Origin of the sequence: Salana multivorans, from assembly GCF_003751805.1 — a bacterium.
In the GTDB taxonomy this organism is placed as follows: domain Bacteria; phylum Actinomycetota; class Actinomycetes; order Actinomycetales; family Beutenbergiaceae; genus Salana; species Salana multivorans.
The window spans coordinates 1905860-1927341 of record NZ_RKHQ01000001.1; the positions used below are offsets into that span (position 1 = coordinate 1905860).

Here is a 21482-nt window from a genome sequence, read left to right on the forward strand (position 1 = left end):
CAACGGTAGCGGCCGGGGCGGGCGGTGCCGAGGGCCTGCGCCGCACGGCGGCCGGGTCTTCACAGGACCCTTGCGTTTGCCCGGGTGGTCGACGCGGCCGGTTCCCGGCCGACGCCCGGCCGGCGCCGGTCGATGCTGCGTCGCCGGCTCGCGGCAGGATGGTCGCGTGAGTGACGAGGCGGAGCGCGCGGTTGGGGTCGGGCCGTGGCCCGGCGGTCCCGACGACTGGCCGGACGACCCGCGGCTGGACCCGGAGCTGCTCGCCGCCGGCGACCGCCGCAACGTCCTCGACCGGTACCGGTACTGGACGGTCGAGGCGGTCGTCGCCGATCTCGACCGTCGGCGCGCCCCGCTGCACGTCGCGATCGAGAACCTGGAGCACGACTTCAACATCGGCTCGATCGTCCGCACCGCGAACGCGTTCAACGTCGCGGGCGTGCACGTCGTCGGCCGTCGTCGGTGGAACCGGCGCGGTGCGATGGTGACGGACCGCTACCTCCACGTGCACCACCACCCCGAGCCGGCCGACCTGGCGGCCTGGGCGCGGGCGGCCGGCGTCGTCGTCGTGGGGATCGACAACGTGCCCGGATCGACGCCGCTGGAGACGACGGGGCTGCCGCGGGACTGCGTCCTCGTCCTCGGCTCGGAGGGGCCGGGGCTGAGCGAGGCGATGCTCGCGGAGTGCGCGCAGGTCCGGCACATCACGCAGTACGGATCGACCCGGTCGATGAATGCCGGGGCCGCCGGCGCCATCGCGATGTACGCGTGGGCGGGTGCGCACCTCTCGGTCCCGCCGCTCGACCGCAGCGCCGAGGGAGGATGATCGCGGGGACCCGAGGACCGGGCCGGACGTCGGCCCCGGACCGTGCGTCGGCGCCACTCGCCGGGGCCGCCGGCCGCGGGACGGACGTCCCTGCCGCGCGCGGGGCCGGGCGTGCCAGACTTGGGCCGACAGGTTCCCACCGAGACATCCGAGACGAAGGAGCCCCATGCCCATCGCAACCCCCGAGCAGTACGCCGAGATGATCGACCGGGCCAAGGCCGGCTCGTTCGCCTACCCCGCCATCAACATCACGTCCTCGCAGACCGTGACCGCCGCCATCCAGGGCTTCGCCGAGGCGGAGTCGGACGGCATCATCCAGGTCTCCGTCGGCGGCGCCGAGTACGCGGCGGGCTCGACGGTCAAGGACCGCGTCCTCGGCTCGATCGCCCTGGCCGCCTACGCGACCGAGGTCGCCAAGGGCTACGGCGTCACCATCGCGCTGCACACCGACCACTGCGTCAAGAAGAACATCGACTCCTGGGTCCGCCCGCTCCTCCAGCTCGAGGCGGAGCAGGTCAAGGCCGGCGGTCTGCCGACGTTCCAGTCGCACATGTACGACGGCTCGGACGTCCCGCTCGAGGAGAACCTCAGCATCGCGTCGGAGCTCCTCGAGCTCTCCCAGGCGGCCCGCACGATCCTCGAGATCGAGGTCGGCGTCGTCGGCGGCGAGGAGGACGGCCACGAGGCCGAGATCAACGAGAAGCTCTACACGACCCCCGAGGACGGCCTGCGCACGGTCGAGGTCCTCGGCTCCGGCGAGAAGGGCCGCTACCTCACGGCTCTCACGTTCGGCAACGTGCACGGCGTCTACAAGCCGGGCGCCGTCAAGCTGCGTCCGGCCATCCTCAAGGAGATCCAGGACGTCGTCGGCGGCAAGCTCGGCAAGGACAAGCCGTTCGACCTCGTCTTCCACGGCGGCTCCGGCTCGACGGCCGAGGAGATCTCCGCCGCCGTCGACTTCGGCGTCATCAAGATGAACATCGACACGGACACGCAGTACGCGTTCACGCGCCCCGTCGTCGGCCACATGTTCACGCAGTACGACGGCGTCCTCAAGATCGACGGCGAGGTGGGCAACAAGAAGGCCTACGACCCGCGCGCCTGGGGCAAGCTGGCCGAGGCCGGCATGGCCGCCCGCGTGGTGGAGGCCTGCCAGCAGCTCCGCTCCGCCGGCCACAAGATGTGACCAGCCCCCGCGGCTGACGCGACGCGCGCGTCGCGCCGACGCCCCCGGTTCCCGCCTTCGTGGCCGGAACCGGGGGCGTCGCTGCGTTCGCGAGGTCGGCGAGCCGGCTGGGGTTGGACCCCCTGGCGCACCGAGCCACCGGGGTCTGGGAGGATGGGCGCGGCAACGCACCCGATCCAGGAGTTGATCCAGATGCCAGCAGTGGTCGTCGTCGGAGCCCAGTGGGGCGACGAGGGCAAGGGCAAGGCAACCGACCAGCTCGGCGCCCAGGTCGACTACGTCGTGAAGTTCAACGGCGGCAACAACGCGGGCCACACCGTCGTCATCGGCGACGAGAAGTACGCGCTGCACCTGCTGCCGTCGGGCATCCTCTCGCCGGGTGTCACGCCCGTGATCGGCAACGGCGTCGTCATCGACATCGAGGTCCTGTTCTCCGAGCTCGACCATCTCGAGGCCCGCGGCGTCGACACCTCCAAGCTCCTCGTCTCGGCCAACGCGCACGTCATCCCGCCGTACAACCGGACGCTGGACAAGGTCACGGAGCGGTTCCTCGGCAAGCGCCAGATCGGGACCACCGGCCGCGGCATCGGGCCGACCTACGCGGACAAGATGAACCGCGTCGGGATCCGGGTCCAGGACCTCTACGACGAGAAGATCCTGCGCGAGAAGGTCGAGGGCGCCCTCGACCTGAAGAACCAGATCCTGCTCAAGGTCTACAACCGCCGCGCCGTCACAGTCGAGGAGACGATGGACGCGCTGCTCGCGTTCGCCGACCGGCTCGCGCCGATGGTGGCGGACTGCTCGCTCGTGCTCAACCAGGCGCTCGACGCCGGGCAGACCCTCCTGTTCGAGGCGGGTCAGGCGACGATGCTCGACGTCGACCACGGCACCTACCCGTTCGTGACGTCCTCCTCGGCGACGGCGGCCGGCGCGTGCACCGGCTCGGGCATCGGCCCGACGCGGATCGACTCCGTGGTCGGCGTCATCAAGGCGTACACGACCCGCGTCGGCGAGGGCCCGTTCCCGACCGAGCTGCACGACGACATGGGCGAGTTCCTGCGCAAGACCGGCGGGGAGTTCGGCGTCACGACGGGCCGGCCGCGCCGCTGCGGCTGGTACGACGCCGTCATCGCGCGGTACGCCTCGCGGATCAACGGGCTGACCGACCTCGTGCTGACCAAGCTCGACGTGCTCACCGGCCTGGAGAAGGTCCCGGTGTGCGTCGCGTACGACGTCGACGGCGTCCGCTACGACGAGATGCCGGCCGACCAGAGCGCGTTCCACCACGCCGTCCCGGTCTACGAGTACCTGCCCGGCTGGTGGGAGGACATCTCCGGCGCGCGCACGTTCGAGGAGCTGCCCGCGAACGCGCGGTCCTACGTCGAGCACCTCGAGGACATCTCGGGCACGCGCATCTCCTCGATCGGCGTCGGCCCGCAGCGCGAGGCCACGATCGTCCGCCACCCGATCCTCGGCTGACGTCGGCGGCCGGGTCGCGGGGCACCTCCGGCGGCGCCGCGCCCGTCGACCCTCCGGTGCGCGGTGCGCCGGGTATCGCCTCGTTTCTACTCGCTCCGCCCCCGTCCATCACCCTTGCTCACAAACCGGCCCACTGCTACTTTTATGTATCAAGGGCGGTGAGCAAGGGAGCTTTCAGATGATCCGCGGAGTGCGTCGGGGTGTCGGAGCGCTGGCGATGATGCTTGTGCTGGTGGTTGGCGGGGTGACGGCGGCGAACGCCGATGCCTCGGGAGTGTCGAGCTGGGGTGGGTTGACGGTCAACGTCAAGGGCCAGTCGGTCGGGATCCCGGGAGGAACGCTCTACCACGAGATCAAGGGCAAGGGGAAGCTCATCACCTACACCTGGGCGAACACTGCCCAGTTCGCCTCCGGCCCGATTTGCCTGTGGCGGATCGACTTCACCTTTAAGAGCGGTGGAAGCGTGTACAGCAGATCCAAGGGCGCTCACCACTCGCAGTGCAACTGGGGCAACTCGGCGCACCGGGAGTCCGGGTTCCGGCGGCAGGCGGCACGCGACGGTCAGGCCTGCGCGCAGCTCTACATCGACGGACGCTCGAAGACGGAACAGTGCCACTGGATCTACGGATGAGTGCTCGTGTCCTTCGCGCCTCGCTCGCGGCGGTGGCCCTCGTTACCACCGCTGCGTGCGCTGCCAACGGCGATCCGGCCGGGGCCGACGACCTCGACTGGTACCTGGAGAACGCTCCGGAGAACCAGCGGGTGCTCCTGGAGGACGGCGAGCTGACCTACGCCGAGTACGAGCAGGCGGTGATCTCTGCACGTGACTGTGTTGTCGAGGCGGGCTACGAGCCCGGCCCGATCGAGCTGACGCAGGGCTTGCTCGGTTACGAGATCGAGGTGGACTACACCGGCGAGAGCGATCCCGAGGCTGCGGACCGACGCTTCCTGGAGATCACCGACAGCTGCTGGAACGACAACGCCGGCCTGGTCTCGATGTTCTGGGCGCAGACGCTGGTGCTGGATCGCGACGAGAAGGAGGCCATGCGCCCGGAGGTCATCGCCTGCCTCAACGACGCGGGGCTCGACCTGTCGAACAACGCCTCCGACGACCAGATCGCCGAGGCACTCATCCAGGACGCCGAGGACAACGCGCAGGTGGCCGGGCCGTCGCCGGTCGACGAGTGCCTGGACGAGTTCTACCAGTTCTTCCTCATGACGCCGTAGGGCATACAGATGTCGAGCGAGTCGCGTGCGGTCGCCGCGGTCGTCGGACTGCTCATCGTTCCCCTTGTCGTGTCGCTCGCGTGGATTCTGGTGCCCCAGCCCGCCCGGCCATGGGCCGAGCGCGAGGTCGCGGCGATCATCCTGGTCCCGATACCCGCGGCCAGGTCCGAGCTGGTGGAACGGGTCGAGCTGGGTGTCGAGCGAGGCTCACCGACGGCGCTGCTGTACGGCGGACCGTCCGGTGTCGTCGAGCGGGTGGCTTCCTCGGGGGACCCCGCCGGGAGCGGTGAGGTCATCATGACGGTCGGCGGCGGCGTCGTTCGCGCGCTCGTCGCCGACCGACCCCTGTCGGGTCCTGTCTCGCTCGAGAGTCCCGAACCGGAGATCCAGGCGGTGGCGGAGGTCCTGGTCGCCGCCGGCGTGCTCACCGACACGACCGCAGCCGCCAACCCGGACGCGTTCGCCCAGGCCGTCGACGCCTATGCCCTGCAGCAGGGGTGGGTGCCGCCCGAGCCCGGTGTGTTCGATCCCGGATGGGTGATCTGGCTCGGTCCGCGACCAGCCCGGCTCGAGCTCAACGTGATGCTGGGTGTGCCGGCAGAGCCGGGACAGGTCATTGGGCAGACCACCACTCCGGTCCTGGCGCTCGTCCTGGGCGCGGAGTCGCCGCGTGATGCCACGGTGCGGATCTCGGGAACCGAGCTGGCCGTTCCCGCTGACGGACGCCTCACCGGTGAGGAGCTGTCGAACGTCGATGCGGAGGTGCCTCCGGACGGGACCACGTTCTCCGCTGAGCTCGTCGTGCGACCGGAGCAGCCCGTCCTCACCGTCGCCACGTCGTCCGTGGTCCGCAGCAGCGACGGCCGCACCTGTGTCCTCCGTGTCCCGCCCGGGCTCGACCCGAACGACGAGGCTGCCGTGCGCGCTCACCTGGAGAGCGTTCCGGTCGAGGTGCTGAGTGGAACGCCCGGGCTGCAGCACGTCGTCGGTGAGCTGGTAGAGGGCGACGCGATCGTCGGCAACGTCTCCGTCGACGGGTTGCCGCGTGGATGCTGAGCTTGCCGTTGCCCTCGAGGATGTCGGGTTCGAGTACGGACGCGGGCTCGACGCCGTCGTGGACAGGGCCACCTTCGACGTCCGGTACGGGGTCGCGACGTGCCTGTACGGCCCGTCCGGCTCCGGAAAATCGACTCTTCTGGCGCTGATCGGCCGCCTGGTCCAGCCGACCCGAGGGCGAGTCGGCTGGCATCCCCGGCACGCGGGCGAGTCCGCTCCCCGGTTCGCGTGGGTGACCCAGGCCGCCAACCTCGTGCCGTCCCTCACCGTGGTCGAGAACGTGGCTCTGGGGCCTCTGGCGCGATCGGGATCCGTTGCCGGCTCCTACGCTCGCGCTGAGTCCGCGATCGCTGCGGTCGGTCTGCTCGGGCTCGAGCGGCGCCCCGTCACGGCCGTCTCCGGTGGACAGATGCAGCGGGTCGCGATCGCGCGGGCGCTCGCCAGCGACGCCGACGTCCTCCTTGCCGACGAGCCGACCGCGAACCTGGACGCGAGCGCAGCCGCCGTCGTCCTCGAGGCGATCGGTCTGGCCGTCGAGGCGGGGGCGGCCGTCGTCGTCGCCTCGCACGATGCGGCCGTCCTGGAGCTCGCCTCGTCCCGCATCGAGGTTCGAGGTGGATCGTGCCGAGTCGTCGGCTGAGGCTCTCCCGGGACGTCCTCGCACGGCTCGGCGAACCGTTTCGGCTCGGCGCGGCCGGGAAGAGCTGGTCGCGCCAGCTCGCCGTCTGGGGAACGGCATCGCTCCTGGTCCTGGGCGCACTCGTGCTGTGGCAGGTGCGGGCGACTCTCCATCACGAGTACCTGGCATCGCTCGACTCCGGCGGCAACCTCGTCGTGCTGAGCGGTGCCGACGGGAGCGGCGGTGTCGACGCAGCCCTGTGCCAGGAGGTCCGTGGCTGGAGCGTCGTCATGGAGACCGGGTCGGTCCGTCGACTCGGGATCTACCAGGTCGAGCAGGCTCCGGGCACGTCGCTCCAGGTCGCCGAGGTCGATACCCAGCTGGTCACCGTCCTCGCCTCCTCTCGGGTCGAGGTGCGCGGGGAACCGTCGGCCGACGCGCCGGCGGTCCTCGTGGGGAGCAGCGTCGTCGAGGTGCTCGGCGTCGGCTCGGGTGAGTTGTCGCTGCGAGGCATCGGTCCGGTGAACGTCGTCGGTGCGTACTCCTTCGCTGCCACGACCGACACGATGGAGCGATGGATCCTCATCCCGACGGCGGTGTCGGGGCCTTCCGACGAGTGCTGGATCCAGGCGCGCGAGGGGTGGCGAGGTGACCTCCTCGACCTGCTCGGCCAGCGTCTGGCCGGGAGCAGCGTCGACGTCACGACCGTGCGGTCCGCCTCACCGGAGGAGTCTGTCGACGGGGCGCTGGTGGTGCTGGACGCGTGGGGACTGCGAGCCCTCATGCTCGCCCTCGGCCTCCTGCAGGCCGGCTTGGTCGTCCGGGTGGCGCGCCCCGAGCTCGCGCTCCTTCGGATTCTCGGATTCGGACCGCTCGATCGCGCCGCCTACCTCGGCGCGCGAGCGCTCCGGGGTCTCGTGATCGGTCTGGGCGTCGTCTCGTCGGCCTGGCTTCCGCTGCTGGTGCTCACCGGAGCCGTCGACATCGCGGCGACCTATCTGAGCTGCTGTGCGCTCGTCGCGGGCGTGGGGTGCTGGGTGCTGCTGCTCGTGCTGCTCGGTGGGATGGTGGCGGGCCGGAGGACCTTCTTCGCGATCCGCGAGATCTAGGCCGGGTCGCGGGGCACCTCCGGCGGCCCCGCGCCCGTCGACCCTCCGGTGCGCGGCCCGCTCGCGGGCGGACGGGCGTCGGTAGCATCCGGCGCATGGCCATCAGACTCGAGAACGTCGGCATCGCCGTCCGCGACCTCGACGCCACGATCGCGTTCTTCACCGACCTCGGGCTCACGCTCGTCGGGCGGGACACGGTCAGCGGCGAGTGGGCCGACACCGCGGTCGGCCTCGACGGGAACCACGCCCGGATCGCGCTCCTGAGCACCCCGGACGGCCACGGCCGCATCGAGCTGTTCGAGTACCTGCACCCCGACGCGATCGAGACCGAGCCGACGCTGCCGAACGAGATCGGGATGCACCGCGTCGCCCTCGCCGTCGACGACCTCGACGCGGCGCTCGCGGTCGCCGCGCGCCACGGCTGCCACCCGCTCCGCGGCGTCGCGACGTACGAGGACGTCTACCGGCTCACCTACCTGCGTGGCCCCAGCGGCATCCTCGTGATGCTCGCGGAGGACCTGAGAGCCGGCCGCCCCGACGGGTGAGGGGCCCCGGTCCAGCCGCGCCGGCATCTGACACGGTCGGCGCCGTGCGACGAGGGGTGGACCGGTGATGCGGGAGAAACAAACCTTCGCCACGATGTAGGTCATGGCTACGTCTGCGCCTCCTGCGCCCACGACTCCCGCGGCGGGCTTCGCCGGCTTCCTCGACCGCTACTTCTCGATCACCCAGCGTGGGTCGACGATCGGCCGCGAGATCCGCGGCGGGCTCGTCACCTTCTTCGCGATGAGCTACATCATCGTGCTCAACCCGCTCATCATCGGGACCGTCGCCGACGGCTCCGGGCAGTTCCTCGGCGGGGACGAGCTGTCGTCGGTCGCGAAGGTCGCCGCCGCGACCGCGCTCATCGCCGGCATCATGTCGATCCTCATGGGCGTCGTCGCCCGCTTCCCGATCGCGATGGCGACGGGCCTCGGCCTCAACGCCGTCGTCGCGTTCTCGATCGCGATGCTGCCGGACATGACCTGGGCCGACGCGATGGGCATCGTCGTCCTCGAGGGCATCATCATCCTGCTGCTCGTCGTCACCGGGTTCCGGGAGGCCGTGTTCAACGCGGTCCCCGCGGAGCTCAAGGTCGCGATCAGCGTCGGGATCGGTCTGTTCATCACCTTCATCGGCCTGTTCGACTCCGGCCTGGTGCGCATCCCGGCGTCGCTGGCCACCCCGGTCGAGCTGGGCATCAACGGCTCCATCGCGTCCTGGCCGCTGCTCGTGTTCGTCGTCGGGCTCGTCACGGCGATCATCCTGTGGATCCGCAACGTCCGCGGCGCCCTGCTCATCTCGATCGCCGGTGCGACGGTCTTCGCGTTCCTCGTCGAGGCGATCGCGCACGTCGGCGGGGCGCAGGACGGCACGGGCTGGGCCCTCAACACCCCGACCTGGCCCGGCTCGCCGGTCGCGCTGCCCGACTTCTCCCTCATCGGCCAGTTCTCGCTGTTCGGCTCGATCGAGAAGATCGGCATCATCGCCGTCGTCCTCCTCGTCTTCACGCTCCTGCTCGCCGACTTCTTCGACACGATGGGGACGATGGTCGCCGTCGGCGCCGAGGCGAACCTGCTCGACGAGGGCGGCAACCCGCCCCGCACCCGCGAGATCCTCGTCGTCGACTCCGTCGGCGCCATCGCCGGCGGCGTGGGCTCGGTGTCCTCCAACACCGCTTACATCGAGTCGGCCGCCGGTGTCGGCGAGGGCGCGCGCACCGGTCTCGCGTCCGTCGTGACCGGGACGGCGTTCCTGCTCGCGACGTTCCTCTCGCCGATCGTCAACGTCGTGCCGTTCGAGGCCGCGACGCCGGCGCTCGTCCTCGTCGGTTTCCTCATGATGACGCAGATCACCGGCATCGACTGGACGAAGCTGGAGATCTCGATCCCCGCCTTCCTCGTCATCGTCCTCATGCCGTTCACGTACTCGATCACCACGGGCCTCGGCGCCGGGTTCGTCGTGTTCGTGCTCATCAAGATCTTCGTCGGCAAGGCCCGCCAGGTGCACCCGCTCATGTGGATCGCCTCCGTGCTGTTCGTCCTCTACTTCATCCGCGGCCCGCTCCAGGCACTGCTCGGCTGAGCCAGCACGACTCCTCGCGAACGGGGAGGCTCGACCGCCGACGGGCGTCCGGGCCTCCCCGTTCCGCGTCCCCGGCCGGACCTCGACGCGTAGCCTTGGACTTCCACGGTTCGCCGTCCCGCCCGACAGCCCGTGAGCCAGCGAAGGAGCGCCCCGATGCCCCGTGCCGAAGCCGAGCAGACCCGGCGCGAGCGCTCGGGCCGTCGCCCAGCCGAGTCGGTCGAGCGCGAGCTCAAGCTCCGCCTGGCCCCCGGCACGCCGCTGCCGCCGCTCGACCTGCCCGGCATCGAGGTGCGGCGACGCGGCGTCGTCGCGCTCCACGCGATCTACCACGACACCCCGGACGCCCGGCTCGCCCGCTGGGGGATCACGCTGCGCCGGCGGACCGGCGGCGAGGACGAGGGGTGGCACCTCAAGCTCGGGTCCCGGTCCGCGCGGTCGGGCCTCGACCGCCGCGTCGAGCTGCACGTCCCGCTCGCGGCGGGCGAGGTCGGTCAGCCGCCGGCCGAGCTGCTCGACGTCGTGGCGGCGCTGACCCGCGGCGTCCCCGTCGTCCCCCTCGCCGGCGTGCAGACCCGGCGCCGGCTCTGGGAGCTCGTCGCGCCGGGGCTCGGGGCGGGCGACGCGGCCGGTGACGGTGCGGCCGAGGCCGTCGCGGTGGCGCTCGTGTCGGACGACGGCGTGGTCACGACCCGGATCGGCCCGGACGGCGAGCTGCACCAGGGGGAGGTGTTCCGCGAGATCGAGGTGGAGCTCGTCCTCGACGCCGACGGTCGTCCGCACCCGCGCGCCAAGGAGGTCGTGCGCGCGCTGCGGCGGTTGCTCCGGGACGTCGGTGCGACGCCGAGCCCGCGCAGCAAGGGCGCCCAGGCCCTCGGCGGGCTGGCCCGCGGGTCGGCCGACGTGACGGTGCCGGAGGTCCCGCGCAAGCCGACGGTCGCCGAGCTCCTGCGCGTCGTCGTCGCGCGCCAGGTGACCGAGCTGCTGGACGCCGACGTGCGCGTGCGGCGCGGCGAGGAGACCGGGGTGCACGACCTGCGGGTCGCCGCGCGGACGCTGCGCAGCGTGCTGCGGACCTTCGCGCCCGTGCTCGACGAGGAGTGGGCGCGCGACCTGCGCCGGGAGCTGGCGTGGATCGCCGGGGCGTTCGGAGAGGTCCGGGACATCGAGGTCCAGGTCGAGCTGCTGCACGCCGACGCCGCGCGGCTGGCCGACGACCCGGTCGCGGGCGCCCCCGGCGACGCGGGCGTCGCCGAGCCCGATGGCGAGGCCGGCGTCGAGAGCGTGAGCGACACCGAGCTGGCGCGCGCCGCCGTCGTGGCCGCGCTGGAGCCGCGGTTCGTCGCGGCGCACCGGCGCGCCGTCGAGGACCTCCGCTCCGAGCGCTACCTCGCCCTGGTCGACGCGCTCGTCGCCGCGGCGGGAGAGCCCGGCGTCCGTGCGGACCGGTCGGAGGAGCGCGCCCGTCGCGCGCTCGCCCCGCTCGTCGCCGCGGCCGCCCGACGCGCTCGCCGCCGGGTGAAGCTGCTGCGGGCCGGGCGGGACCCGCACGCCTGGCACCGAGCGAGGATCGGCGCCAAGCGCGCGCGGTACGCGGCCGACGCGCTCGCGCTCGTCGGGTGGCGGCCGGCGGAGCGCGCGGCCGCCCGGCTCAAGAAGGCGACGGCGGTCCTGGGCGACGTCCACGACGCGCACGTCGCGCGCGGGATGCTGCGGGAGATCGCCCTGTCGGGCGACGGGCTCGACCGGCTGACCCCGTACCTGCTCGGGCGGCTGGACGGCGTCGAGGCGGCCCGCGAGCTGGAGCTGCAGGAGGCGTTCCTCGACTCCCGTCCGAGGCTGCGCCGCGTGCTCGAGGAGCTCTAGCCGTCCGCCGGACGCCCCGTCCCGAGCGAGCGCTCCGCGTCGTCGATCATCGACGGGCGCACGGTGAGCGCGAGGTAGACGCAGGCGGCGAACGAGATCACGCCGGCGCCGACGAAGGTCGCGACGAGGCCCCACCGCTCGGCCACCAGCCCGCCGGCGATCGCGCCCAGCGGCATCAGCCCGTACGCGAGCGTGCGGGAGGCTCCGCCGACGCGGCCGAGCAGCTCGCCGGGCACGATCCGCTGCCGCAGCGCCATCGAGACGACGTTGCCGATCGAGTTGAGCACCCCGACGAGCGCGAGGACGGCGGCGAGCAGCACCCCGTCGGCGACCGGGATCAGCGCGAGCAGCAGCAGGCTGTTGAGCGTGAGCGACGCGACGATCGTCGGCAGCTCGCCGAACCGGTTCCGCACCGTCGGGGCCAGGAACGAGCCACCGACGGCGCCGGCGGCGAACCCCAGCATGAGCAGCGGGAACTGCGCCTCGGTCAGCCCCACGTGCGACGTCGCGCCGACCACCCAGAGGATGAACACCGCGAAGTAGCCCGTGCTGGCGAAGTTGAGCACCGAGGAGGTGATGACCATCGGCCGCACGACCGGGTGGTGCACGAGAAAGGAGAGGCCCTCGCGGACCTCGGCCAGCGGGCGGGCGAGCGGGCTGCGGCGCGTCGGGCGGGCGGGGCGGGCGGGCGAGTCCTCGCGCGCCGGGGCGTGGCGGTAGCTGCCGCGCAGGCCGACGAGGAGGACGAGCGCGGCGAGCGCCGCGAGCGCTGCCGCCGACCCGAGCCCGACGCCCGCGCCGACCACGACGAGCGCGCCGGCCAGCGGGGCGCCGAGGAACCCGTTGGCGACCTGCTGCACGGCGACGATCCGGCCGTTCGCGGTGGAGAGGCGGTCGCGGGGGACGAGGTCCGGCACGATCGACGTCGCGCCGAGGTCGGCGACCACCTCCGTGATCCCGTACGCCAGGGTGAGCGCGACGAGCAGCTGCATGCTGAGCAGGCCGAGCCCGCCGAGCACCGCGCCGCCGGCGAGCAGGCCCGCGCGGATCACCAGGGCGGTGATCTGGGCCTGGCGACGATCGATCCGGTCGATCAGGACGCCGGCCGCGAGCCCGAACAGGAGCCAGGGCAGCCAGGTCGCGGCCGACAGGAGCGAGATCTGGGCCGGGGACGACGTGAGCCCGAGGGCGAGCAGCGGCACGAGCGTGCCGAGCAGGCCGTCCCCCAGGTTGGCCAGCCCCGTCGAGGTGAGCTGCGCGGCGAACGGGCGGCCGAGCGGGAGGCGGGGTGACGGCGGGGGTGAGGTGGTCGCGGGGGCGTCGCTGCCGCGCGCGGCGTGGGTGGCGGACATCGGCGCCGTCCTTCCGTAGAGTCGTCGTGCAGAGGAACCTCTGCAAAGGAATCTATGCAAAGGTATCTCTGCATATGACGGATGGCAAGCACGAGTCCGACGAGCCCGTCGAGCCCGGCGCGGACGCGCAGCAGCGACGGCACCTCTCGGTCGGGCCGGAGGCGCTCAAGGCGTTCGCGCACCCCCTGCGGATGGCGCTGTACTCGGAGCTCGGCCGGCGCGGGTCGGCGACGGCGAGCGGCCTCGCCCGCGCGCTGGGGGAGAGCAGCGGCCAGACGAGCTACCACCTGCGTCAGCTCGAGCGGCACGGCTTCGTCGAGGACGACCCGCGGCGCACCGGCGGGCGCGAGCGCTGGTGGCGGTCCGTCGGGTTCGACATGACCGACCCGCAGCTCCTCGCCGATCCGTCGACCAAGCCGGCGGCGATGGCCGTCCTGCACCAGGTGATCGCCGAGCGGGCGACCGCCCTGACGGCCTGGGCCAACTCGAGCGACCCGATGCGCGAGCAGGTCGGCCTGCTGTCGGGTGCGACGGTCGAGCTCACGCCGGCGGAGATCGAGGAGCTGTCGGCGCAGCTGCAGGAGCTGGTCCAGGCCAGGATCCGCGTCGCCCGGGGACGGACCGCCCCGCCCGACGCGGTCCGGACGCGGATCTACCTCGACGTCGTCCCGCTCGTCGAGGTCGAGCCCCCCGCGCGCTGACCTCGACCCCGCGCGGCGGCGTCCCGTCGCCGCGCCAGTAGGCTCGTGGTCCGTGAAGATCCTCCTTATCGGCTCCGGTGCCCGAGAGCACGCCCTGGCCCGCTCGCTCGCGCAGGCGGGTGCCGACCTCGTCGTCGCACCCGGCAACCCCGGCACCGCCGCGCTCGGGGAGAACCGCGCGGTCGAGGCCACCGACCCCGCCGCCGTCACCGCGCTCGCGCGGGAGGTGGGCGCCGACCTCGTCGTCGTCGGCCCGGAGGCCCCGCTGGTGGCCGGCGTCGCCGACGCGGTGCGCGCGGCCGGGATCCCCGTGTTCGGCCCCGACGCGGCCGCCGCCCGGCTCGAGGGGTCGAAGGCGTTCGCGAAGGACGTCATGGCTGCGGCCGGCGTCCCGACCGCGATGGCCCACGTGTGCACGACGCTCGCCGAGGTCGAGGCGGCGGTCGATGCGTTCGGCGCCCCCTACGTCATCAAGGACGACGGGCTGGCCGCGGGCAAGGGCGTCGTGGTGACGTCGGACCGGGCCGAGGCCCTCGCCCACGCGGCGGCGTGCCTGGCGAAGACCGACGACGAGGCGCGGGCCGTGGTGGTCGAGGAGTTCCTCGACGGTCCCGAGGTCTCGCTGTTCTGCCTCTCCGACGGGACGAGCGTCGTGCCGCTGGAGCCGGCGCAGGACTTCAAGCGGATCGGCGAGGGCGACACCGGCCCCAACACGGGTGGCATGGGCGCGTACTCCCCGCTCGACTGGGCCCCCGACGGTCTCGTCGACGAGGTCGTGGCCCGGGTCGCGCAGCCGACGATCGAGGAGCTGGCGCGCCGCGGCGCCCCGTTCGTCGGGCTGCTCTACTGCGGGCTCGCGCTCACGTCGCGCGGCCTGCGGGTCATCGAGTTCAACGCGCGGTTCGGCGACCCCGAGACGCAGGTCGTGCTCGCGCGGCTGCGCTCCCCGCTCGACGACGCGCTGCTCGCCGCGGCGACCGGCCGGCTCGACCAGGTCGAGCTCACCTGGGACGCGGGCTCCGCCGTCACGGTCGTCGTCGCGGCGCCGGGCTACCCCGAGGGCGCCGTCACGGGCGGGACGATCACCGGTGTCGAGGCCGCCGAGGAGCTCGACGACGTGTGGGTCCTGCACGCCGGCACCGCCCGGGACGCCGACGGGGAGCTCGTGAGCTCGGGCGGCCGGGTGCTCTCGGTGGTGGGCGCGGGCGCGACGCTCGCGCGGGCCCGCGGTGCCGCCTACGCCGGCGTCGAGCGGATCGGCCTGGCCGACGCCCGCGTCCGGCGCGACATCGCGCTGGCCGCCGAGCACGGCGAGGTCGAGGTCCCGGGCTAGACCCGTCCGCTCTGTGCGGATCGGTGCGGTGGGCGATCGCGTCCCAGGTGACGGAGACGGTCCTGACCTGCGGTGATGCCGCTCGCGGGCCGGCCACGGCGTGATGAGGTGCCCGCGGGTCCGCGGACAGCGGACGGGTGCTCCGGTGGTCAGGCGCCCGGGACGGGAGCCAACTCCGCGATCTCCCTGATCCGGCGCAGCGTCACGGGGATGCCCTCGGCCGCCGCCGTCAGCCGGACCCGCGCCTGGTGCTCCGCGTCGTCCCCGAACCGCTCGGCGAAGACGGCCTCGGCCCTCGCCCCGAACTCCGTGTACTCGGTGAGCAGCGTCGCGCCGTCGTCGAGGGTGGCGAGCCGGTAGCCCCAGCGCACGTCGCTCGAGGTGACCGCCCAGCCGAACTCGACGTCGGCCTCGTTCGCGACCACCCGCGACGTCGTCGTCCACGTCCGCTCGGGTGTGCGGTTGTGGCCGACGAAGGTGGCGCCGACCGTGCGGTCCGGCCCCGCCCACTCGCACGCGTAGCACTGCGGGCTCCACTCACCGGTTCGCGTGACGTCGCTGACGATCGCGAAGACCTCGGCCGCCGGGCGGCCGATCCGGATCGAGTCCTCGAGGCGGTAGCGCATGGTCGCGGGCTAGGACTCCTGCGTCTCCGACCGGTCGCCCGACCACTCGGTGTGGAACACGCCCGGGCGGTCGACCCGCCGGTACGTGTGCGCGCCGAAGAAGTCGCGCTGGCCCTGGACGAGGGCGGCCGGCAGGCGGTCGGCGCGCAGGCCGTCGTAGTAGGCGAGCGAGGACGCGAAGGCCGGTGCCGGGATGCCCGAGGCGGCCGCGACCGTCACGACCTCGCGCCACGCGTCCTGCGCGCGACCGAGCGCCTCGGCGAAGTACGGCGCGGCGAGCAGCAGCGGCAGGTCGGGCTGCGCCGCGTACGCGTCCGCGATCCGGTTGAGGAACTGGGCGCGGATGATGCACCCGCCGCGCCAGATCTTGGAGACGGCGCCCAGGTCGATCGCCCAGTCGTAGGCGGCGGCGCCCGCGCGGATGATGTCGAAGCCCTGCGAGTAGGCGACGATCTTCGAGGCGTACAGCGCCAGCCGGACCTGCTCGACGAAGGTCTCCGCGTCGTGCGCGAAGCCCTCGTGCTCGGCCGGGGCCGGACCGGGCAGACCGACCGCCGCGTCGCGCTGACCGCGCTGGGAGGACAGCGACCGCGCGAACACGGCCTCCGCGATGCCCGACGCGGGGACGCCGAGGTCGAGCGCCGTCTGCACGGTCCACGCGCCGGTGCCCTTGGCGCCGGCCTCGTCCAGGATGACGTCGACGAGTGCCTCGCCCGTCGCGGCGTCGTTCTGGCGCAGCACCTCGGCCGTGATCTCGACGAGGTAGGACTCGAGCTCGCCCGTGTTCCACTCGGCGAAGACGTCGGCGATCTGGGCCGGGGTCTTGCCGGTGCCGCGACGGATCAGGTCGTACGCCTCGGCGATGAGCTGCATGTCGGCGTACTCGATGCCGTTGTGGACCATCTTGACGAAGTGGCCGGCGCCGTCGTGGCCGATGTGCGTCACGCAGGGCTCGCCCTCGGCGATCGCCGCGATCGAGCGCAGGATCGGGCCGAGCGTCACCCACGCCTCGTCCGAGCCGCCGGGCATGATCGACGGGCCGTTGAGCGCGCCCTCCTCGCCGCCGGAGATGCCGGCGCCGACGAAGTTGATGCCGGTCTCGCGGACCGCCTTCTCGCGGCGGATCGTATCCGGGAAGTGCGCGTTCCCGCCGTCGACGATGATGTCGCCCGGCTCGAAGACGCGGACCAGCTCGTCGATGACCGCGTCCGTCCCGGCGCCGGCCTTCACCATGATGATGGCCGTGCGCGGGCGCGCGAGCGACGCCGCGAACTCCTCGTAGGTGAAGGTCGGGACGAACTCGGCCTCCGGGTGCTCGACCACGAGGTGCTCGGTCTTCTCCGGCGAGCGGTTGAAGATGGCGACCTTGTTGCCGTTCCGGGCGAGGTTGCGGGCCAGGTTCGACCCCATCACCGCAAGTCCGACGACACCGATATCAGCGACAGGCTCAGTCATGGCCCCATTCTGCCCTGCCGCGTCCAGCCCGTGGGCGCGGCGTCCGCCATGCGGTGCGGGTGGCGCTCGCCACGATGCCGGACGCGGACCGGGGACGCGCGCCCGGAGTGTGCGACCATGGATGCGACCGCTCGGTCGACCCACGTCCCGCGTTCGCGCACGGCCCCTCCGGACCCGCGACGCCGCCCGTGCGGCCCCGGTGGTCCCGGGTCTCCCGCGCCGACCCGAAGGCCCCACCGGGCCCGCGGCGCCGCACGCCTGAGGTTCCCCGTGACCGACGCCCCCGCCCCCTACGAGACGACGCAGCCCTCGCCCTTCGGCTCGCCGTCCTCCCCCTCCTCACCCACGTCGCTGTGGGGACCCGACCTGCGCTGGACGACGATCGGGTCGCTCGTCCTCGTGCTCCTCGCGGCGTTCGAGGCGATGGCCGTCACGACCGTCATGCCGATCGTCGCGGCCGACCTCGACGGCCAGGAGCTCTACGCCGTCGCCTTCTCCTCGACGCTCGCCGCCTCGGTCATCGCGATGGTCGCGGCCGGCCGGTGGTCCGACCGCTCCGGACCCGCCGGGCCGCTCGTCGGCGGCGTCGTCGTCTTCCTCGTCGGACTCGTCGTGGCCGGGACGGCCGGCTCGATGCCGATCCTCGTCGTCGGCCGGTTCCTCCAGGGGCTCGGCGGCGGCGCCATCACCGTGACGCTCTACGTCCTCATCGCGCGCCTGTACCCGGCATTCCTGCAGCCGCGCATCTTCGGGCTCTTCTCCGCGGCCTGGGTCGTGCCGTCGATGGTCGGCCCGTACCTCGCGGGCGTCATCACCGAGCACGCGAGCTGGCACTGGGTGTTCCTCGGCGTCGCGCTCGTGGAGATCCCGGCGCTCGCCCTCCTCGTCCCGGCGCTGCGCTCGCTGCGCGCGGCGTCCCGCGCCGTCGACACGGGTGGCGACGCGAGCGCCGACCCGACCCGGATCGACGACGCGGCCGGCGTCCTCGCGGTGGATGCCGCTGCGACGGTGGACGGCGTCCCCGGCGCCCCGCGGCGCGGCGCCCGCGTGCTGGCCACGCCCGTGGCGCTGGCGCTGGCGACGGTCGTCGCGATCGGAGTCGTCGCGGTCGGCAGCCTGGTCGAGGTGATCGACGGTCCGATCGTGTGGGCCGGCGTGGCCGCGGTCCTGGTCCTCGTGGTCCTCGCCCTGCGGCAGCTCCTTCCGCCGGGGACGCTGCTCGCCGCCCGCGGGCTGCCCGCGACCATCCTCGTGCGCGGCACGCTCGCCGCGACCTACTTCGGCACCGAGATCTACCTGCCGCTCATGCTCCAGCGCGAGCACGACCTCACGCCATCGCGCGCCGGGCTCGTGCTCACGGCCGGCGCGATCTCGTGGTCGATCGGCTCGGCGATCCAGGCCCGGCTCGGGCTGCGGGCGCCGTCGCCGCGGCTCGTCGTCATCGGGTCGAGCATCGTGGCGTTCGCCGTCGGCATCCAGCTCGTCAGCGTCCTGGCCGGGTTCGGCGTGTGGGGCGCGCTCGTCGGCTGGTTCGTCGGCGGGTCGGGGATGGGCCTCGCGATGCCGCGGATCACCATGCTCGTGCTCGCCTACGCGCCGGTCAGGGAGCAGGGCGCGGCGTCGGCGGCGCTGTCCATCAGCGACGCCGTCGGGGCCTCGTCGATCACGGCGGTCATGGGCGTGCTCGCGGTCACGGTCGGCGGCGTCGAGGCGGGCGCGGTGGCGTACGCGTCGTGCTTCGCGCTGGCGCTCGCGGTCGGCGTCGCGACGTTCCTGATCGGTCGGCGCACGGCGCTGGCCGGTGCCACGTCCGAGGCCGCGGCCGATGGTGGGGGCGTCGGCGGCTCTGCCACACTGGCGACGTGAGCGAACAGCCGACGGCCCTGCCCGCGACGATCCCGGGCTGGCGGCACGTCGCCGCCGGCAAGGTCCGCGACCTCTACGTCCCCGAGGCGAACCCCGAGTGGGGCGACGACGTCGTCCTCGTCGTCGCGAGCGACCGGATCTCCGCGTACGACCACGTGCTCGCCACGTCGATCCCGGACAAGGGCGCGATCCTCACGGCGCTGTCGGTGTGGTGGTTCGAGCGGCTCGCGGACGTCGTGCCGAACCACCTGGTCTCGCTCGCCGTGCCGTCCTCGGTCGAGGGCCGCGCGATGATCTGTCGCCGGCTGGACATGTACCCCGTCGAGTGCGTGGCGCGCGGGTACCTCACGGGTTCCGGCCTGGCCGAGTACCGCGCGGACGGGACGGTCTGCGGGCTGCGGCTGCCGGACGGGCTGGTCGACGGGTCGCCGCTGCCGCGTCCGATCTACACGCCGGCGGCCAAGGCCGCGGTCGGGGAGCACGACGAGAACGTCACCTTCGAGCAGGTCGCGGCCGTCGTGGGGGAGTCGGTCGCCGCCGCGCTGCGGACGACGACGCTCGCCGTCTACGAGGCGGCCGAGGAGATCGCGGCCGAGCGCGGGATCGTGCTCGCCGACACCAAGCTCGAGTTCGGCTCGCTGCCGAGCGTCGACGGCGAGGACCGCGGCGCGGCGGCGCGGATCGTGCTCGGCGACGAGGTGCTGACGCCGGACTCCTCGCGGTTCTGGGACGCCGCGACGTGGCGTCCGGGGCAGTCCCAGGCGAGCTTCGACAAGCAGTACGTGCGCGACTGGCTGACGTCGGCGGCGTCGGGCTGGGACCGCGCGTCGGACGAGCCGCCGCCGGCGCTGCCGGCCGAGGTGGTCGAGCTGACCCGAGCCCGCTACGTCGAGGCGTACGAGCGGCTCACCGGCCGCGACTGGCTGTAGCCGGGCAACCGGCGGGCAGACGGGGACCGGCGGCCGCCGGGTAGCTGGCCAGCCGTCGTCAGGGGCCGACGGTCACCTGGAGCAGGGCACCGGACTGGACGAGCTGGCGGACGCCCTCGCCGTCCTGGGCGAGCCGGAACCGGAGCGAGCCGCCCGGCTGGCCGAACCACGGCTGGACGATCTCCGCCTCGACGGTCAGCGGCCGCGTCGTCAGGAGCTGGAAGAGCCGCACGTGCTGCTGACCGGCGACCGGCGGGAGCGCCCGCATCTCGATCGGCGTGGCCCACGGGAACAGGAAGACCCCGTCGAGGGCGCCGATCCGGTCGAGCGCGACGCCCGCCGGCAGCGTCGTGAGGATCGCGCCGCCGCCCGCCTGGAGCTGCCCGTAGAGCTGGGCGTAGCTCGGGCGGTAGGACGCGGAGCGGGTGTCGAGGTCGTGCCGCGGCACGGGCGTTGCGGCCGGGACGGGCGCCGAGAGGTAGCTCCACAGCCAGTCGCAGGCCTCGCGCTCGGTCGCGGCCGAGTGGAAGGACTCGAAGACGCCGTAGTCGCGCACGCCGACCTCGAACCGGCTGCCGACCGCGCGGACCTCCATCGCGCCCTCGAGCAGCGACGCCGACGGCGACTCGCTCGGCAGCAGGACGGCCTCCCCGGGGTAGCCGACGTCGTCGAGCCGGCGACGCAGCGCGGCCGCGGCGGCACCGGGCGTCGCCGTGGAGTTGCGCAGCCAGTCCGGGACCAGCTCGGCGCTGCGCGGGTAGCTGCGCAGGTCGGCGAGCCACTGCTCGTCGGTCGGCATCGGCGTGGCGGGGAGCGGCTCGCCCGCGGCCGGCACCATGCGCAGGCCCGGCGCGTTCCAGTACGGGCGCCGCTCCCACTCGAACGTGGCCGTGACGTCGTCGGAGCCCGGCGTCACGGTGAGGTAGGCGGCGAGCCACGCGCCGGCGGTGGGGTCGGCCTTGGCCGCGCGCAGCCGGGCGAGGGCGGTCACCGCCGCGTCCGGGACCTCGAGCCGGACGACGCCCTCGGGCGTCGTGAGGTACGTCCGACCGGAGTGCTGCGTCCCGGCCTGCGACCACTCCAGGTGCGCGGTCTCCCAGCCGGACCAGGTGCGGTCGGGTGTCTGCTCGGCCAGGGCGGCGGCGGCGCGCAGGGCGGCCGCAGCCTCCAGGAGCAGCGGGTCGACGGGCGGCGTCCAGGACAGCCGCGTGCTGGTGGGCTCGGGGGTCGGCTCCGGCTCCGGGTGCGCCTCGGCCTCGGCGGTCGGCTCCTGCTCGGCCCCGGACGAGTGCTCCGGCTCCGGGTCGACGGCCTCCGGCTCGACCTCGGCGACCGGCTCCTGCTCCGAGACCTCCGTCTCCTCCGCGCGCCCCGCGTCCTCGTCCTCGTCCTCGGCGGGAGCCGGCGGCTCGCCGGGCAGCGGCGGCTCCACCGGAACCGGCGGCGCGACCGGCGCGGGCGGAACGGCCGGCGCGGGCGGCACCGGGGGCGCGGGCGGCGTCGGAACCTCGGGCGCGGCCGGAACCTCGGGCGCGGCCGGCGGCGTCGGCGCGCCGGGGACCGTCGGGACCTCGGGCGTCCCGGGCGCGGGCGGTGCCGGCGGGAACGCGGGGGGCGGCGGGGGCGTGCTCGACCCCTCGGGCGCGTGCGGCGTCTCCGGCTGCTCGGGCGTGAGGCTCATGGGCTCCATCTTGGCATCGACCACCGACCGGTAGGATCGCCTCGTTCCCA

At 73.4% G+C, this 21482-nt stretch carries 19 protein-coding genes; 15 read left to right on the top strand and 4 right to left on the bottom strand.

Annotated elements, in window-relative coordinates:
- Positions 1–166 precede the first annotated feature (166 nt).
- From EDD28_RS08185 to EDD28_RS08235, 11 genes are all read left to right on the top strand, one after another.
- Complete coding sequence (locus tag EDD28_RS08185; protein ID WP_123739155.1) at positions 167–823, top strand: TrmH family RNA methyltransferase; 657 nt, start codon at positions 167–169, stop codon at positions 821–823.
- A gap of 166 nt (positions 824–989) precedes the next feature.
- The gene (gene fbaA, locus EDD28_RS08190; RefSeq protein ID WP_123739156.1) at positions 990–2009 is read left to right on the top strand and encodes a class II fructose-bisphosphate aldolase; all 1020 of its coding nucleotides are present in this window, start codon (positions 990–992) and stop codon (positions 2007–2009) included.
- A 192-nt stretch (positions 2010–2201) separates the two neighbouring features.
- Positions 2202–3488, top strand: coding sequence for an adenylosuccinate synthase (locus EDD28_RS08195; RefSeq protein WP_123739157.1), 1287 nt, complete (start codon positions 2202–2204; stop codon positions 3486–3488).
- 292 nt (positions 3489–3780) lie between these two features.
- Positions 3781–4119, top strand: a complete 339-nt coding sequence (locus EDD28_RS08200) for a hypothetical protein (RefSeq protein ID WP_148059570.1) — start codon at positions 3781–3783, stop codon at positions 4117–4119.
- Positions 4116–4715, top strand: coding sequence for a hypothetical protein (locus tag EDD28_RS08205; protein WP_148059571.1), 600 nt, complete (start codon positions 4116–4118; stop codon positions 4713–4715). The genes EDD28_RS08200 and EDD28_RS08205 overlap by 4 nt, the downstream gene beginning before the upstream one ends.
- A gap of 9 nt (positions 4716–4724) precedes the next feature.
- Positions 4725–5771, top strand: a complete 1047-nt coding sequence (locus tag EDD28_RS08210; protein WP_123739160.1) for a hypothetical protein — start codon at positions 4725–4727, stop codon at positions 5769–5771.
- Entirely contained in the window at positions 5761–6411 is a 651-nt protein-coding gene (locus EDD28_RS08215; RefSeq protein ID WP_123739161.1) for an ATP-binding cassette domain-containing protein, read from the top strand. Before EDD28_RS08210 ends, EDD28_RS08215 begins: the two co-directional genes overlap by 11 nt.
- Entirely contained in the window at positions 6393–7499 is a 1107-nt protein-coding gene (locus EDD28_RS08220; RefSeq protein WP_123739162.1) for a hypothetical protein, read from the top strand. Before EDD28_RS08215 ends, EDD28_RS08220 begins: the two co-directional genes overlap by 19 nt.
- 95 nt (positions 7500–7594) lie before the next feature.
- Positions 7595–8044, top strand: coding sequence for a VOC family protein (locus tag EDD28_RS08225; RefSeq protein WP_123739163.1), 450 nt, complete (start codon positions 7595–7597; stop codon positions 8042–8044).
- 103 nt (positions 8045–8147) lie between these two features.
- The gene (locus EDD28_RS08230) at positions 8148–9623 is read left to right on the top strand and encodes an NCS2 family permease (RefSeq protein WP_123739164.1); all 1476 of its coding nucleotides are present in this window, start codon (positions 8148–8150) and stop codon (positions 9621–9623) included.
- Between the two features lie 156 nt (positions 9624–9779).
- The gene (locus tag EDD28_RS08235; RefSeq protein ID WP_123739165.1) at positions 9780–11489 is read left to right on the top strand and encodes a CYTH and CHAD domain-containing protein; all 1710 of its coding nucleotides are present in this window, start codon (positions 9780–9782) and stop codon (positions 11487–11489) included.
- On the opposite strand, the gene EDD28_RS08240 is transcribed toward EDD28_RS08235, so the two are convergent.
- On the bottom strand, positions 11486–12841 hold the full coding sequence (locus EDD28_RS08240; RefSeq protein WP_123739166.1) for an MFS transporter: 1356 nt from the start codon (positions 12839–12841) through the stop codon (positions 11486–11488). The genes EDD28_RS08235 and EDD28_RS08240 overlap by 4 nt on opposite strands.
- Before the next feature lie 74 nt (positions 12842–12915).
- Between EDD28_RS08240 and EDD28_RS08245 the strand changes: the two genes are divergently transcribed.
- Together EDD28_RS08245 and purD are read left to right on the top strand one after the other, a co-directional pair.
- Complete coding sequence (locus tag EDD28_RS08245) at positions 12916–13542, top strand: winged helix-turn-helix domain-containing protein (RefSeq protein WP_123739167.1); 627 nt, start codon at positions 12916–12918, stop codon at positions 13540–13542.
- 52 nt (positions 13543–13594) lie between these two features.
- A complete protein-coding gene (purD, locus tag EDD28_RS08250; RefSeq protein ID WP_123739168.1) occupies positions 13595–14875 on the top strand; it encodes a phosphoribosylamine--glycine ligase in 1281 nt (426 codons plus the stop codon).
- A 149-nt stretch (positions 14876–15024) separates the two neighbouring features.
- Here the strand turns inward: purD and EDD28_RS08255 are convergent, their stop codons facing one another.
- On the bottom strand, positions 15025–15501 hold the full coding sequence (locus EDD28_RS08255; RefSeq protein WP_123739169.1) for an SRPBCC family protein: 477 nt from the start codon (positions 15499–15501) through the stop codon (positions 15025–15027).
- A 9-nt stretch (positions 15502–15510) separates the two neighbouring features.
- A complete protein-coding gene (gndA, locus tag EDD28_RS08260; protein ID WP_123739170.1) occupies positions 15511–16956 on the bottom strand; it encodes an NADP-dependent phosphogluconate dehydrogenase in 1446 nt (481 codons plus the stop codon).
- A gap of 270 nt (positions 16957–17226) precedes the next feature.
- Here gndA and EDD28_RS08265 point away from each other — a divergent pair, with 270 nt between their 5' ends.
- Together EDD28_RS08265 and EDD28_RS08270 are read left to right on the top strand one after the other, a co-directional pair.
- A complete protein-coding gene (locus EDD28_RS08265) occupies positions 17227–18822 on the top strand; it encodes an MFS transporter (RefSeq protein ID WP_211339141.1) in 1596 nt (531 codons plus the stop codon).
- On the top strand, positions 18819–19751 hold the full coding sequence (locus EDD28_RS08270) for a phosphoribosylaminoimidazolesuccinocarboxamide synthase (RefSeq protein ID WP_123739172.1): 933 nt from the start codon (positions 18819–18821) through the stop codon (positions 19749–19751). The genes EDD28_RS08265 and EDD28_RS08270 overlap by 4 nt, the downstream gene beginning before the upstream one ends.
- 58 nt (positions 19752–19809) lie before the next feature.
- Here the strand turns inward: EDD28_RS08270 and EDD28_RS17330 are convergent, their stop codons facing one another.
- Positions 19810–21432 (bottom strand): TNT domain-containing protein, encoded by a 1623-nt coding sequence (locus tag EDD28_RS17330; protein WP_170169402.1) that lies wholly within the window; start codon positions 21430–21432, stop codon positions 19810–19812.
- Positions 21433–21482 lie beyond the last annotated feature (50 nt).